Here is a 14,608-nt window from a genome sequence, read left to right as displayed (position 1 = left end):
TGACGCTCCTCCGGTTGGTAGTTGGGTCAGCCTATGTCCGCTGCGGCGAGCGTGACGCGCAGCAGCTTGGACGTCTTCGAGGGCATGACGGTGCTCCAGCGGGGAGAGAGGGGTGGGATCGGCCGTGCGTGGTGCTCGGCACACACCGGGCCGTGACGGCTGTCCTGCAGGAGCAGCGGTCGGTGACACCTGGTCCGGTGTGCGCCCCGGGCAGGTGCTCCCTGACGGCGGTCACCAGTCTCACCACCGGTCAGGAGCCTCGAAAGGACCTTGGGCAGGCCGGAACCGGCCAGGCCCGTTCCGGCCTGCCCGGATGTTCCGGCGCTCTCCTTCGCCGGACTCAACCCGCTGGCGGCCCCACCTCGACAGCGACACTGCCCCGGCTTCCCGCCTCCCTCGCCACAAGGGCCGGAGCCACCAACGTCCTGCAGAACTCGTCTGACGCGCCTTCACCCTGAAGCTCGAACACGGCCGCGCCTCGACCGGCGGCACCGGGCGGCGGCACCGGCGGCGAGAACCCGCCTGGCCCCGACGACAAGTCCGGCGCCGCCGGCGCCAACGCCCGGAACGCCTCCGGATCCCGCGGGGGCGACAGCTACGTCCTGATCACCTGGTGACCGGTCGCGAACACGCCCCTACCAGGGCCCGTCGATCCACCAGCCCCTCATGACCGGTATCTGCACCAACGGCTCTGTCCGTCATCGCCGGTGACGAAGCGTGACAGATGCCGCTGGCCGGTCATGCGCCCCTGCCCCGGCTGTGCCCCCGCGGCTACCGAGGTTGCCGAGGTTGCCGGGGAGGGGACCCTCCGAGTGGGGCGGAGTGGGGGTGCCGGGGGCGTGGCTCAGCCGAGCGTCAACGACTTGGCGTGGGTGCGCCAGGCCTCGTCCACCGAGACGGTCTCACCCTTGTAGCTGGGGCTCTCGTAGCCGGTGGCCTGGAATCCGGTGAACAGGTTGAACCAGCAGTTGGCGTACGGGCGCACCGAGTAGACGTGGTCCTGGAGCGGGGCGGGGATGTCGAAGGAGTAGTCGGCGGCGTTCCCGTTGTAGCACGCGTGCGGGCCGGTGAAGGTCACCGATTGGCCCCCGAAGAAGAAGTCCTGGTAGATCGTCCCCAGGACCACCAGGTCGGAGAGGCCGGCCGGGCTGTTCAGTTCCTTGGCGAACGTGCTGTCGCGGGCGGCCTCGGCGGCGGTCGGCGGAGCGTCGGCGACCCGCCCGCCGGTGGCGTAGCTGATGGCCTCCCGGTAGGTGCCGAAGCACTGTGCCTGGCCGCCCTGCGCGTTCACCACGCAGTGCCGGGTCGAGTCTCCGGCCGTCGTGGGTTGAGCGACGGCCGTGGCCGCGCCGGACAAGGACAGTGCGATCGCCGTCGCCGCGAGGACGGATCCGATGCGCTTGAGGGAGTGTGCCATGGTTGATCAACTCCTGGGTCGAAGACCGGCGCCTTTCGGCCGGTGCACGGCAACACTCTCAATCGGCTGCACGATTCTGGCATGATCTGATCACTGCTCTATCGTGACGCGCGCTGCCGTGTGCCGGCACGTGACAGTTCAGGCGACACGCCCGGGGCGCACGGAGTGACGCTTCGTCAATACCGCTGCCTCCCGGGTGAGTTGTCTCAATATCGCCGATGGGGGGAAATGGAGTTCAGGATCCTGGGGTCCCTGGAGGTGCGAGCCGGGGCCGCTCCCGTACGGTTGGGCGGACGCCGTCAGCGGAGTCTGCTGGCGATGCTCGTGGCGCACTCGAACCGGACCGTCCCGCTCCCCCGGCTGGTCGACGCGGTCTGGGACCAGGACCCTCCGGCCACGGCGGACCGCCAGATCCGCAACATGGTCGGCCTGCTGCGCCGCGCGCTCGGCACGGGTCCGGCCTCCCCCATCGTGACCGACGGCGCGGGATACCGGCTGGTGGCGGACGACGCCCAGGTGGACCACCGCCTGTTCGCCTCCCGGGCCGCGGCGGCAGAGGACCTGGACGCGGCCCAGGCCGTCCCCCGGCTGCGCGAAGCCCTGGAGCTGTGGCGCGGCCCCGCGCTGGACGGGTTGCCCGGCCTGGCCTTCGCCGCCCTCGCGGCCGGCCTGGAGGAGCAGCGGATGGCCGTGCTGGAGCGGCTCTACGAACTGGAGCTGGAGGCGGGGCGGCATCGCGAGGTCGCCGCGGAACTGACCGGCCTGGTCGCCGATTTCCCGCTCCGTGACCGCCTGGTGCGGCAGCTGCTGACCGCCCTGCACCGCTCCGGCCGACACAGCGACGGGCTCGAGGCCTACCGGCGCCATGCCTCCCGGCTCTCCGAGGACCTGGGGCTGGACCCGACACCTGAGGCCCAGGCCCTCCAACGGGCCCTCCTCCTCCCCTGTCCGGCACCGACCGCCCGTCCGGACCGGACCGCCCCGAGCACCGGTGTCGCCCCTACAGTGCCCCCAGCGGACCCGCGACCCGAGCAGCTCCCTTCCGGCCTCTCCGTGTTCGTCGGCCGCGCCCCCGAACTGCTCGTACTGGACCGGGTGCTGACCACCGGAGAGCCCGGCGCCCGCCCAACGGCGACACCGTGCGCCGTGATCACGGGTGCCGCCGGAGTCGGGAAGTCCGTGCTGGCGCTGCACTGGGCCCACCTCACGCGGGAGCGGTTCCCCGACGGACGGCTCTTCGCGGACCTGCGGGGCTGGTCCGCCGCCGGCCCCCGCTCCCCGCACGGGGTGCTGGCGGCGTTCCTGCGCGCGCTGGGCGTGCCGGCCGAGTCGATACCGGCCCAGCTGGACGAGGCGTCCGCGCTCTACCGGTCACTGCTGGCGGAGCGGCGGATGCTCGTCGTCCTCGACGACGCCGCCGGCCCGGAGCACGTCAGGCCACTGCTACCGGGCGGCAGCGGCTGCGCCGTCGTGATCACCAGCCGGGACCGTCTCACCGGGCTCGTCGCCCGCGAGGGCGCCCACCGGGTCGGACTCGACGGCTTCACCCCCGCCGAGGGACAGTCGCTGCTCGCCCGTGTCCTGGGCGTCGGCGCCGCCGAGGCGCAGCGGCAGGCCGGTGCCCGGCTGCTCGACGCCTGCGGGCACCTCCCGCTGGCACTCGGCATCGCCGCGGCCCAGCTGCGCGACCGGCCTCAGCGTGATCTCGCCGCCTTCGCCGACGAGCTGGCCTCCTCCACCGACCGCCTGGGCGCCCTGGAGGCCGGAGGTGACGACCGCTCCTCCCTGCGGTCGGCCTTCGGCCTGTCCTACCGGGCGCTCGACCCCGCCGCCCGGCGTCTGTTCCGCCGGCTCGGCCTGTTCCCGGGGGTGGACATCAGCGCCCCCGTAGCCGCCACCCTGTCCGCGGCCGCCGTCGACGAGTGCGAACGGCTCCTCGGCCGCCTGACCACCGCCCATCTGCTCGCCGAGCCGTCACTGGGCCGCTACCGCTTCCACGACCTGCTGAAGCTCTTCGCGGCCGAGCTGGGCACCCGCGAGGAGAGCCCGGAGGAACAGCGGGAGCTGCTCGAGCGCTGGCACGCGTGGTGCCTGCACCACGCGCACGCCGCTGCCCGGGTGCTGACCCCCGGGCGGCGGCAGGTCCCGCTCGGCCCGCCGCCCGAGGGCCTGCGGGTGGCCGACCTCACCGGCCCCGAACAGGCCACCCGCTGGTGCGACGACCAGCGGGCGAACCTGCTCGCCACCGCCCACCACGCCTACGAGCGGGGGCACGACGAAACGGCCTGGAAACTGCCCGCGCTGCTGTGGAGCTACCTCCACCGCACCTCGCCGCAGACCGAAGGGGTGGCCCTGGGCCGGACGGCCGTGGCTGCCGCCCGCCGCCTGGGCGACCTGAGCGCCCAGGCGCACGGCCTCAACGATCTGGGCCACGTCTGGGGCGCCCTGGGCGAACTCACCCTGTCCCGGCGGACATTCCAGCGGGCCAGGGTCCTCGCCCACGACGCCGACGACCGGTGCACCGAGGGCCGGGCGCTGGCCTACCTCGGCGCTTACCACTACTTCACGGGCCGCTACGCCGACGCCGGGGAGTACTACGAGCGGGCCCTCGACCTGCTGACGGCCGACGGCCCGGAGACCGATGACTGGACGGCCGACCTCTGCCGTGCCAGCCTGGCCCCGACCTACCTGCTCCTGGGCCGCTACCAGGAAGCATCGGACCACGCGAGCCGGGTGCTCGCCCGGCCCAGGGCCCAGCGGAACGGGCCGATGGACTGCTCTCTGCTCAACACCCTGGCGGCGGCGCAGCACGCCCTCGGGCGGCCGGAGGGGGCGGTCGGGCACTACGAACGGTCCCTCGCCGTGAGCAGCCGTCTGACGGGCTATCCCGCCCAGCGGGCCCACGCCTTGGCGGGACTGGCCGCCGCCCACCGGGCGCTGGGGTGCGAGCAGCGCTCACGTCAGGCCTGGGACTCCGCGCACGAGATCTACGCGGAGCTGCCGGCGCACCAGCTGACCTCGAACCTGCCGATCCTGGCCGCACTGGGCTTCACTCCGCCCGCCACGACCGACCGGCGGCGCTAGCCTCGGCCGACTCGCCGCTCAGGTGGCCACCGACCGGCCCGGCCGTGGGGTCGGGGCCGAGGGAGTCGAGCAGCCGGGCGGCGTGCTCGGTGGTGAGGTCCACCAAGGCGCGGGAACCGTTTCTGCAGCCCCCTTTGATGCCGCCGCCATCGCGGCCAGGAAGGCGTGGGCGAGCATGGCCGGGGTGATGTGCCGCATCCAGCCGGTGTAGCGACGGACCTCGTACTGATCCAGGCCGAATTCGTTCTTCGCAGCCTGGAAGCACTCCTCGATCGCCCAGCGCGTCCCGGCAATTCGCACCAACTGCTCAACATTCGTTTCGAGTTGCGAGTAGGCGAGGTAGTAGGCGATCTCGTCGGGCCTGCTCAGACTGCGGCGGGCCAGTGCCCACCGCTGGCGAGCCTGGACCTCGCCCTGGTAGCCGAACTCCGCCACCGCGGGCAGCCGGATGGCCGCCCTGTCGTAGATACACGGTCCCTTGGCACCGTCCCCGCACGAGATCCGCTGCCAGGCCTCGGCCGGGGCCTGGGAGAACAGCCGGTCGATACGTGGACAGCCCACGCTGAACTGGGACTTGGGCACTGCCAGGACATAGCCGACACCGGACTGTTCCAGCAGTCGGCGGAAGCGTCCTAGCCTCGCCGGCGTGGACGGTGCGGATCGCCGCGCCCAGTCCCTCCGGCGGGACGTCCTTGGGCAGGAACCCGTTGGCGCCGGCGCGCAGCGCGGCCACCACGTACTCGTCCATGTCGAAGGTGCTGAGGGCGAGGACTCGGCAGAAAGGGAGGGCGCGGGCCGGCTCCCGGGTCGCGCCGACCCCGTCGAGCACGGGCATCCGGATGTCCATCACCACGACGTCGGGGCGCAGCAGGCGGGCGGCGGTGACGGCCTGCTCCCCGTTCTCGGCCTCGCCCACCACCTCGAAGGACGGGTCGGGGAGAGGATCAGGGGCAGGCCGCGCCGCACCAGCGGCTGGTCGTCGGCGATGAGGACCCGGCGGCCCGGTGCCACCGCGCCCACCGGGCCGCCGTCGTTCGACCTCACCGGGCCGTCGCCGTTCCGTGCTGGACGGCCGCGTCGGCCGTCTCCTCCGGGGCCAGTGGCAGGTCGGCCAGGACGGCGAAGCCGCCCTCCGGACGTGGTCCGGTCCGCAGGGTGCCGCCGTGCAGGGCGACGCGCTCGCGCATGCCGATCAGGCCGTACCCGCTCCGGCCGCCGGCCGGCGCCGCCTCCTGCGGTGCGGCGCCGCCCGTGCCCGCCGTGCCCCCGTCGTCGCGCACCTCGACGGTGACCCGGTCCGGACCGTACGTCAGGGTGACGGTCGCGCGGGCGGGCCCGGCGTGCTTGCGGGCGTTGGTGAGGCCCTCCTGGACGATCCGGAACACGGTCAGGCCGACGGTGGGCGGCAGCGGGCGGCGGGGCCCGTGGACGCCGAAGTCGGTCGGCAGGCCGGCCACCCGGGACTCGTCCACCAGTCGGCCGAGGTCCTCGGCCCCGGGCTGGGGCGAGGGCGGGGCGGTGTCCGGTTCGTCGCCGGCCCGCAGGACGTCCAGGAGCTGGCGCATCTCCCGCAGGGCCAGTCGCCCGGAGGACTCCAGGGTGACCAGGGCGTCCCGGACCACCTCCGGGTGGGTGAGGTTGGCCCGGGCGCCGCCGGCCATCAGCTGCATGGTGGTGATGTGGTGCGCCACGATGTCGTGCAACTCCCGTGCGATGCGGCGGCGTTCGTCGGCCACCGCGCGGTCGGCCAGCAGTTTGCGGTTGGCCGCGACCTCCCGCTGCCAGCGTGCCACGGCGAGGCCGACGCCGGCCACGAGCAGGGTGGAGCAGGAGGTGCCGGCGAGCGCCTGCCAGGAGGGGACGCGCAGGTGGCTCTGGCTCAGCGTGGTCAGCACCGTCGTCACCGCCGCGGCGGCCGCCGCCACCGGGGCGGGGCGGGCCCGGGCGACCGAGTACAGGCTGACCATCAGGACGGCGCCGAAGTGGGTGCTCGCCGGTGTGGACAGGTCGATCGCGGACTCGACGGCCAGGACCACGGCGAGCGCCGGCACCGGGTGGCGGCGCCGGACGAGCAGCGGCAGGGCCGACAGCGCGACGAGGAGCAGGCCCGGCGGGGTCACCCGGCGTACCCCGTCCATCTCGCTGAAGAGCAGGTAGTTGAGCAGGTCGAGCGTGCAGGCGCCGGCGGCCACCAGCGCGTCGGTGTGGGTCCACGGCGCGCCGTCGGTCTCCGGCGGCGCGTCCGCCACCCCGCCGGGCCCCGGGCTCCCGCTCGCCCGGTGCGCCGGGTGCGGCGGGTCCGCCCCGAGTGCCGCGTCCATCGCGGGGCGCTGATGACCGCCCATGTCCGTTCCCCCTCCGTGCCCGGCCCGCGCCGCGCCTCACCGATGAGCCCTGACAAGCCCTGACGAGCCCGATCAGGCCCCGATCAGACCCTGTTTCAGACCCTGCACAGGCTCTGAACAGGCCCGATGAACCATTCTGGCATTGGCCCACCCCGCCCCGGCATGGTCCCCACGGCCGATCACGGGGGCCCGGACCAGGACCACGGTCCCGGGTCCGGGCCCGGCCGAGGAGCAGGGGCCCCGGTGCGGATCGTCCGTCGCAGGGACGTCCGCGGCCCACCCCGGGTGATGGTCTGGAACCCGGCCGGGAACCCCCGGAGCCGAGACCGACCTTGCGGACGCTCGCGTCCACCGCCGGAGGAAACCGTGATCCGCGCACTGACCGGATACTCCACCAGGAACCCGCGGAAGGTGATCACCCTCTGGGTGGTGCTGGCAATCTCCCTGGCCCTGCTGAGCCCGATGCTGCTCGCCCGCGTCACCCAGTCCCAGACCGGGGACTTCCTGCCCAAGAGCTACGACTCGGCCGCCGCGCTGCGGATCGCCGAGGAGAACTTCGGGATGAAGCCCGACGCCACCACGGTCACGGTGCTGGTCGCCAGGACCGACGGCCGGGCGCTCACCGCCGCCGACCAGCAGCGGGTCGAGGCCGAGGCGGCGAAGCTCGCCCAGCGCCGGGTCGTCATGCCCAGGAAGGACGACGAGCCGGCCTTCCTCGTCCCCGACCGGTCCCAGACCCCCCGGGTAACCCCGGCCATGGTGGCACCCGACCGCGGCTTCGAACTGCTCTCCGTCGAACTGACCGGCAACGCCGCGGACGAGGGCGTCCAAGGCGTCTACCGGGCGTTCCGGGACGCCACCCGGGCCCAGTTCGCCGACGCCGGGATGCGCACCGGGTTCACCGGGGGACTGGCCGACGCCGTGGACACCGCCGACTCCCACCGCACCGCCGCGACGGTCGGCAGCGCGCTCGTCATGGGGCTGATCGTCCTGCTCAACGTGCTGGTGTTCCGCAGCGTGGCGGCGGCCCTGCTGCCGCTGCTCGCCGTCGCCATGATCGGCAGCGTGGCCGGCGGAGCCGTGGCCGTCGCCGCGACGCTGACCGGCCTCAAGCTCGACGCCGGCACCCCCGGGCTGGTCTCCGTGGTCCTGCTCGGCATCGGCGTCGACTACCTGCTCTTCCTGCTCTTCCGCTTCCGCGAGCACCTGCGGGCCCGGCCCGAGCAGCCCGCCCGCGAAGCCGCCGCCCAGGTGACCGCCCGGGTGGGCACCGCGATCACCTCGGCCGCGCTGACCATCGTCGCCGCCTTCGCCACCCTCGGCGTGGCCAGCTTCGGTCAGTTCCGCTCGCTCGGCCCGGCCATCGCCGTCGCCGTCCTGGTCATGCTGCTGGGCAGTCTCACCATGATGCCCGCCCTGCTCGCCGCCTGCGGCCGCGGCATGTTCTGGCCCTCCCGCAGCCTGCGTCGCCAGCCGGGCGAGGGCTTCGCCGCCCGCTTCGGCACGCTCGTCGCCCGGCGGCCGCTGCCCATGCTGCTCGCCGCCCTCGCCCTGCTCGGCGCGCTGGCCGCCGGGATGACCGGGATCCGGATGGACTACGGCCTCGGCGGTGCCGGCGACCGGACCCCGGCCGCCGCCACCGCCGCCGAGATCTCCCGCACCCTGCCGGCCGGCGTCTCCGACCCGACGAGCGTCTACGTCGTCACCACGGACGGCACCACCCTCACCCCCGGCCGGCTCGACGGCCTCTCCCACGCCCTCACCCAGGTCGAGGGCGTCGGCATGACGGGCGGCACCGTCCTCAACGGGGACCGGCGCGCCGCCCGGATCGACCTCTACCTGACCGCAGACCCGCAGAGCCGGCGCGCCCGCGACCTGGCCTCCGGCCCGGTCCGCGCCGCGGTCGCCGCCCACACACCCGCCGGGACCAGCGCCCACGTGGGCGGCACGGCGGCGATCTTCGCCGACATCTCCACCGCCGTCGACCACGACCTGGCGATTGTCTTCCCGGTCGCGGCCGCCCTGATCGCCCTGATCCTGCTGCTGCTCCTGCGCAGCCTGCTCGCCCCGCTGGTCCTGATGCTCTCTGTCGGGCTCGGCTTCGCCGCCACCCTCGGCGCCGCGACCCTGCTGTTCCAGCACGGGCTGGGCGAACCGGGCGTCAGCTTCACCCTCCCGCTGGTGCTGTTCCTGTTCGTCGTGGCGCTGGGCACCGACTACAACATCCTCATCACCGACCGGATCCGCGAGGAGATGCAGCGCCCCGGCCCGCCCCGCGCCGCCGTCGCCCGCGCCGTACGGCACACCACGCCCGCCATCGCCACGGCCGGCCTGGTCCTGGCCGGTTCCTTCGCGACCCTCGCCGCCACCCCGGGCAGCGAACAGGTCGCCTTCGCGCTGACGCTCGGCATCCTGCTCTCCGCCGTCGTCCTGTCCCTGGTCCTGGTGCCCGCCGTCGCCGCCCTGCTCGGCCGCGCCCTCTGGTGGCCGCTCCGCCCGGCCCGCCACCACCACCGGGCCGAGCCGGCCCCGGAGCCGCACCGCGTCCCGGTGCCCTGACCGGCGAGCCGTCAGTACTCCAGTGAGAGTTCTCCATGTGGCCTGGTCAGCGCCCTGGGGGCGGTGATCGTAGCGGGGCTGTGGCGTGGGTGGGGCGGCTTTGACGTGGATGTCCCACCCACGGGTGGCCGCGCCGCATGTAGTGACAGCGGCGGGGAGAGAGCATCGGTGTGAATGATGATCTGCCGACGGATCTGTGGGATCGGGAACTCAACGAGCTCTTCCTGCGAATCGGGATTGTCGGCAGGTGATGCGAGACTCGGCCCCATGAAGCCCAACGACCCCAAAGACGACCTACACCGCTACCTCAAGGCGGCCCGCGAAGCCATCATCTGGAAGCTGGACGGATTGTCCGAGTACGACGTCCGGCGCCCCCTGACGCCGACCGGCACCAACCTCCTCGGCCTCGTCAAGCACCTCGCCAGCGTCGAACTCGGGTACTTCGGCCCGACGTTCGGCCGCCCGCACAACGAATCCCTCCCCTGGCACGAGGAGGGCTCCGAGCCCAACTCGGACATGTGGGCACCCGCCGACGAGTCACGCGAGGACGTCCTCGGCCTCTACCACCGCGCCTGGGCGCACGCGGACGCGACGATCGAGGCGCTGCCGCTCGATGCGATGGGCCACGTCGCGTGGTGGGGCGACGACGGCGACGTGACGCTTCAGCGGATCATGCTGCACATGACGGCCGAGACGAACCGTCACGCCGGCCACGCCGACATCGTCCGCGAGCTGATCGACGGCAAGGCCGGCATGCGGGAGACCAACAGCAACATGGACGGCGGCGACGAGGCCTGGTACCAGGAGTACTGGAACAGGCTGGAGGCGTCCGCCAAGGAGGCCCAGGCCAAGCCGAGCTGAGCTGAGCTGAGTTCGTTCGGGGAGGTAGGGGCTTGCCGTGGTAGCTCGTGCTGTCGCCTACCTCCCCACCCGGTGCCGCAGTTGTCGCAGGGCGCCCACCGCAGAGTGCGCGCCACTGGACTTCCCGCCCGAGGTCCACCACCGCTCCCTGGACCGCTCCCAACGCCGGTCGATCAGGCCGCGATGGCGACGTCGGCCCAGTGGACGGCGTGTCCGAGCTCCGCGCGGTCGCCGTGCGCGACGGTGAGCCGGTCGATGATCTGCAGCCCGCGGCCGTGCTCACCGCGGGTACAGCTGGCCGCCCAACCGCCCTGCGCGGCCGCAGGGCCTCCGTCGCAGACTTCGATGTGCACCCGCCGGGCACCCTGGGCGCGGCTCAGTCGGAGGTGCAGTGGAGGTTCGGCGTGCTCGACGGCGTTGGTGACGAGTTCCGAGACGGTCAGCAGCACCGAGTCGGCCGCCTCGTCGGCGACCCGCCACCCTGCGAGGACCTCTTGGGTGATCTTGCGGGCGTCTCCGGCGGCTTCCGGGCGGTGCGCCAGGGCCCAGGCGTGGCCCGATGGCGGCGAGCGCCGGGTCATGGCCGGCCATGGGGAGATGTCCGGGGCGTAGGTGCGGATCACGGTCATCACCTTCTTCCGGCGCCGCGGTGGCGCCTTGGCTGTGACCAGAACCCCTAACGATCCACTTCCCATCTATATCACTCAGATATATAGACAGTCAATATAGATGAGTGATATAGATGAGGTATGGATGGGACACCCGAAGAGGGTCTCCAGGAGGTGGCGGCGGCACTGAACGAGCTGGCCACCGGGCTGGTCAGGCATCTCCTGTCGGACCGGCAGGGCATGAGCCTGACCACCGTCGCGGCGCTCGGCCGGCTGGAGCGGGAGGGTCCGATCCGGCTGACCGCGCTGGCAGCGGCGGAGGGCATCGCCCAACCGTCGATGACCGCGCTGGTACAACGACTGGAACGCCAGGGCCTGGCGTCGCGGATGGCGGATCCCGAGGACGGGCGTGTCTGCCTCGTCGCCATCACGGATGCCGGGCACGAGCTGCTGGCCGAGCGCCACCGCGCGCAGCGAACCCGGGTGGCCGGCCTGCTGACCGCGCTGCCCGATCAGGACGTGCAAGCGCTGAGCGAGGCCATGCACGCGGCCTTGCCCATCGTCCGCCAGCTGCTCCGGGAAGTCCCGTCGCCCCGCACCACCCGTGGCGGAACGGCTTCCTGAACCCTCGGGGCACCCTCTTCGACATCTCCTCCCGCAGGCGGCAGGACCTGCTCCGCTGCCCCGTCTCGCGCCCCGCGCGCGCCGGGCCCCGATCCCGCCACCTGCCCTCCTATCGGACTTCCGAAAGGGCGGAGAACCATGAGCACCATCTCGGCATCCGGCACCGACGTCCCGCCGGCGGAGGTACCGGACTACCCCATGACCCGGGCAGCCGGCTGCCCGTTCGACCCACCGCCGACCCTGCACGCCCTGCAGGAGCAGGCCCCGATCAGCCGGGTGCGGCTGTGGGACGGCAGCACCCCGTGGCTGGTCACCCGCTACGAGGACGTGCGGACCCTGCTGGCCGATCCGCGGATCAGCTCGGAGAGCACCCACCCGCACTACCCCCACCAGAGCCCGGCCACGAAGGAGCGCCGCAGGCAGTCACGGACCTTCATCACCATGGACGATCCGGAACACGCCCGGCTGCGCCGGATGGTCACCGCGACCTTCGCCATCAAGCAGGTGGAGGCGCTGCGGCCGACCGTTCAGAAGATCGTCGACGACCTGATCGACGCCATGCTCGCCGGGCCCAAGCCGGTGGACCTGGTCCAGGCGTTCGCGCTGCCGGTGCCCTCACTGGTGATCTGCGCGCTGCTCGGCGTCCCGTACGCCGACCACGACTTCTTCCAGGCCAACAGCAGGCTCCTCGTCAAGCGCACCACGACCCCGGAGCAGGCACGGGCTGCCACCCAGCAGCTGACCGACTACCTGGACCGGCTGATCGGCGACAAGCTCGCTCACCCGACCGACGACCTGCTCTCCGCCCTCGCCGAGCGGGTCAGGGGCGGCGAACTCTCCCGGCACGAGGCGGCCAACATGGGGATACTGCTGCTGATCGCCGGGCACGAGACCACCGCGAACATGATCGCGCTGGGCACCCTGGCCCTGCTGCAACACCCCGACCAGCTGGCCCGGCTGCGCGAGAGCGACGATCCGAAGCTGATCGCCTCGACGGTCGAGGAACTCCTGCGCTACCTGACCATCGTGCACAGCGGACGGCGCCGCGTGGCCCTGGCCGACATCGAGATCGGCGGGGTCACCATCCACGCCGGCGAAGGCGTCGTCCTCGCCAACGACATCGGCAACCGCGACCCCGCCGCCTTCCCCGACCCCGACCGGCTCGACGTCGCCCGCAACCCCCGCCACCACGTGGCCTTCGGCTTCGGCGTCCACCAGTGCCTGGGCCAGCCGCTGGCCCGGGTCGAGCTTCAGGTCGTCTACGGCACCCTCTACCGCCGCGTCCCCGCCCTGCGGCTCGCGGTCGATCCGGACCGGATCCCGTTCAAGCACGACGGGAACGTCTATGGCGTCTACGCGCTGCCCGTCACCTGGTGAGCGCGGACAAGTGCCGTGCGGACAAGGAGGATTCCGATGAAAGTCATCGTCGACCAGCACAAGTGCGTCGCCTCCGGCCAGTGCGTACTGACCGCGCCCGAGGTGTTCGACCAGCGTGAGGAGGACGGCATCGTCGTCCTGCTCACCGAGACCCCGCCCGACCACCTGATGGACGACATCCGGCAGGCCGCCGTCCTCTGCCCGGCCCAGGCGATCTGGGTGGCGGAACAGGAGAAAGCGGAACAGGAGGAACAGGAGGGCGAACAGTGAAGCGGATCGTCATCGTCGGGGCCTCGGCCGCGGGCCTGGCCGCGGCCGAAACCCTCCGCCGCCGGGGCTGGGACGGCCACCTCACCCTGATCGGCGACGAGCCCCACCCGCCCTACGACCGGCCACCGCTGTCCAAGCGGATCCTGACGGGTGATTGGCCCGCCGAGCGAGCCGTCCTGCGCTCCCCGCACGAGCTCGCGCGCTTGGAGGCCGACCTGCACCTCGGACAGCCCGCCACCGCCCTCGACGCCGCGGGGCACCGGGTACGGCTGGGCGGCGGCGAGAACATCCGCTTCGACGGTCTGGTCATCGCCACCGGGGTGACCCCCCGGCGCCTGCCCGGCACCGATCTGGCCGGGGTGCACGTCCTGCGCACGCTCGACGATGCGCTCGCCCTGCGAGCCGCGCTGCTCGCCGCGCCCCGGGTGGTCGTGGTGGGCGCCGGCTTCCTCGGCACCGAAGTCGCGGCGGCAGCCCGGGCCATGGGCCTGGAGGTGACCGTGGTCGAGCCGGAGCCCGTCCCGGTGCGCCGCCCGTTCGGCGAGCGCATCGGCGCCCTCGTCGCCGACCTGCACCGCGCCCACGGGACCCGTCTGCGCTGCGGGGTCCCGGTGCGCCGGATGCGCAGCGCAGACGGCCGGGTGACCGGGGTCGAGCTCGGCGACGGCACCACGCTGCCGACCGACCTCGTCGTCCTGGCCGTCGGCGCGACCCCCGCGACCGGCTGGCTGACCGGCTCGGGCCTGCGCCTGGGGAACGGGGTGGTGTGCGACGCGTGGTGCCGGGCCGCACCCGGCATCTACGCCGCCGGCGACGTCGCCTCCTGGCACAACCCCCACTTCGGCACCCGCATCCGGCTGGAGCACCGGATGAACGCCACCGAACAGGCCGTCGCCGCGGCCGGCAACCTGCTCGGCGACGCCACCCCGTTCGCCCCCGTGCCCTACTTCTGGACCGACCAGTACGACACCAGGATCCAGGCGTACGGCATCTTCCCGCCCGACGCGGACCTACGCATCCTCTCCGGCGACCCGTCCAACGGCCACTTCACCGCCGCCTACGGCCACCGAGGAGTGGTGGTCGGCGTGCTCGGCTGGAACGCCCCCCGCGAACTGCGCATGCTGCGCCGGCTGGTCGTCGAGCGCGCGCTCTGGACCGCCGTCACGGACGCCGGGCTGTGTCCCCCACTGACGGTCGACCGTTGTGGTGACTGGACTCCGACAGCCTGATCAACTGGACCACCCTGCCCGAGGACACGGTGTACGAGGGCGGGCAGCCCGGGCGCTGGGTGAAGACGCAGCGGGCCGCCCGGCCGGACCTGGAGGCGGGCTGGAGTCGTTGCCCGGCGTTACGCTGCCGGGCCCTGAGCTTGTTGTTTAACCTCGGCGGTCACTCGACCTGCTGATCTGCGGTTCTTCCCGGGACAGTGGAGACGGCCGTTCTCCACGCTTCGAGATGTCGAG

Annotated in this window: 10 protein-coding genes and 2 pseudogenes; 7 read left to right on the top strand and 5 right to left on the bottom strand. The window is 72.9% G+C overall.

Annotated elements, in window-relative coordinates:
* Positions 1-844: 844 nt before the first annotated feature.
* On the bottom strand, positions 845-1,417 hold the full coding sequence (locus AC07AL_RS30190; RefSeq protein ID WP_363588408.1) for a hypothetical protein: 573 nt from the start codon (positions 1,415-1,417) through the stop codon (positions 845-847).
* Positions 1,418-1,645: 228 nt separating this feature from the next.
* Here AC07AL_RS30190 and AC07AL_RS30185 point away from each other — a divergent pair, with 228 nt between their 5' ends.
* Positions 1,646-4,501, top strand: coding sequence for an AfsR/SARP family transcriptional regulator (locus tag AC07AL_RS30185; protein WP_478318913.1), 2,856 nt, complete (start codon positions 1,646-1,648; stop codon positions 4,499-4,501).
* Between the two features lie 18 nt (positions 4,502-4,519).
* Here AC07AL_RS30185 and AC07AL_RS30180 read toward each other — a convergent pair.
* The 3 genes and pseudogenes from AC07AL_RS30180 to AC07AL_RS30170 form a co-directional block, all read right to left on the bottom strand.
* Positions 4,520-5,161, bottom strand: a pseudogene (locus AC07AL_RS30180) (IS701 family transposase); the annotation flags it as partial.
* Positions 5,124-5,545: pseudogene (locus AC07AL_RS30175) on the bottom strand (response regulator); the annotation flags it as partial. The pseudogenes AC07AL_RS30180 and AC07AL_RS30175, both read right to left, overlap by 38 nt.
* Positions 5,542-6,846: a histidine kinase gene (locus tag AC07AL_RS30170; protein ID WP_363633290.1), complete on the bottom strand. Its 1,305-nt coding sequence runs from the start codon at positions 6,844-6,846 to the stop codon at positions 5,542-5,544. The pseudogene AC07AL_RS30175 and the gene AC07AL_RS30170, both read right to left, overlap by 4 nt.
* A gap of 366 nt (positions 6,847-7,212) precedes the next feature.
* Here AC07AL_RS30170 and AC07AL_RS30165 point away from each other — a divergent pair, with 366 nt between their 5' ends.
* Both AC07AL_RS30165 and AC07AL_RS30160 read left to right on the top strand, forming a co-directional pair.
* Positions 7,213-9,405, top strand: a complete 2,193-nt coding sequence (locus AC07AL_RS30165; protein WP_478318911.1) for an MMPL family transporter — start codon at positions 7,213-7,215, stop codon at positions 9,403-9,405.
* 267 nt (positions 9,406-9,672) lie between these two features.
* The gene (locus tag AC07AL_RS30160) at positions 9,673-10,266 is read left to right on the top strand and encodes a DinB family protein (RefSeq protein ID WP_363588416.1); all 594 of its coding nucleotides are present in this window, start codon (positions 9,673-9,675) and stop codon (positions 10,264-10,266) included.
* Between the two features lie 173 nt (positions 10,267-10,439).
* Here the strand turns inward: AC07AL_RS30160 and AC07AL_RS30155 are convergent, their stop codons facing one another.
* On the bottom strand, positions 10,440-10,889 hold the full coding sequence (locus AC07AL_RS30155) for an ATP-binding protein (protein WP_478318910.1): 450 nt from the start codon (positions 10,887-10,889) through the stop codon (positions 10,440-10,442).
* Between the two features lie 126 nt (positions 10,890-11,015).
* Between AC07AL_RS30155 and AC07AL_RS30150 the strand changes: the two genes are divergently transcribed.
* The 4 genes from AC07AL_RS30150 (at position 11,016) to AC07AL_RS30135 (ending at position 14,374) form a co-directional block, all read left to right on the top strand.
* Complete coding sequence (locus tag AC07AL_RS30150; RefSeq protein WP_363588420.1) at positions 11,016-11,498, top strand: MarR family winged helix-turn-helix transcriptional regulator; 483 nt, start codon at positions 11,016-11,018, stop codon at positions 11,496-11,498.
* Positions 11,499-11,636: 138 nt separating this feature from the next.
* Positions 11,637-12,875 carry a cytochrome P450 gene (locus tag AC07AL_RS30145; protein WP_478318908.1) on the top strand — a complete coding sequence of 413 codons (1,239 nt, stop codon included), beginning with the start codon at positions 11,637-11,639 and terminating at the stop codon, positions 12,873-12,875.
* A gap of 36 nt (positions 12,876-12,911) precedes the next feature.
* Complete coding sequence (locus AC07AL_RS30140) at positions 12,912-13,145, top strand: ferredoxin (protein ID WP_363633301.1); 234 nt, start codon at positions 12,912-12,914, stop codon at positions 13,143-13,145.
* Positions 13,142-14,374, top strand: a complete 1,233-nt coding sequence (locus tag AC07AL_RS30135; RefSeq protein ID WP_478318906.1) for an NAD(P)/FAD-dependent oxidoreductase — start codon at positions 13,142-13,144, stop codon at positions 14,372-14,374. Before AC07AL_RS30140 ends, AC07AL_RS30135 begins: the two co-directional genes overlap by 4 nt.
* Positions 14,375-14,608: the final 234 nt, after the last annotated feature.

This window comes from Kitasatospora sp. NPDC043949, assembly GCF_056435365.1.
The sequence above is the reverse complement of the archived record's forward strand: the minus strand, read 5'-3'. Positions and strand labels throughout refer to the sequence as shown.

Bases quoted from the DNA above. Each gene is read 5' to 3' on its own strand.
- AC07AL_RS30190 (WP_363588408.1), bottom strand. From the start codon at position 1,417: ATGGCACACTCCCTCAAGCGCATCGGATCCGTCCTCGCGGCGACGGCG.
- AC07AL_RS30185 (WP_478318913.1), top strand. From the start codon at position 1,646: ATGGAGTTCAGGATCCTGGGGTCCCTGGAGGTGCGAGCCGGGGCCGCT.
- AC07AL_RS30170 (WP_363633290.1), bottom strand. From the start codon at position 6,846: ATGGGCGGTCATCAGCGCCCCGCGATGGACGCGGCACTCGGGGCGGAC.
- AC07AL_RS30160 (WP_363588416.1), top strand. From the start codon at position 9,673: ATGAAGCCCAACGACCCCAAAGACGACCTACACCGCTACCTCAAGGCG.
- AC07AL_RS30150 (WP_363588420.1), top strand. From the start codon at position 11,016: ATGGATGGGACACCCGAAGAGGGTCTCCAGGAGGTGGCGGCGGCACTG.
- AC07AL_RS30145 (WP_478318908.1), top strand. From the start codon at position 11,637: ATGAGCACCATCTCGGCATCCGGCACCGACGTCCCGCCGGCGGAGGTA.
- AC07AL_RS30140 (WP_363633301.1), top strand. From the start codon at position 12,912: ATGAAAGTCATCGTCGACCAGCACAAGTGCGTCGCCTCCGGCCAGTGC.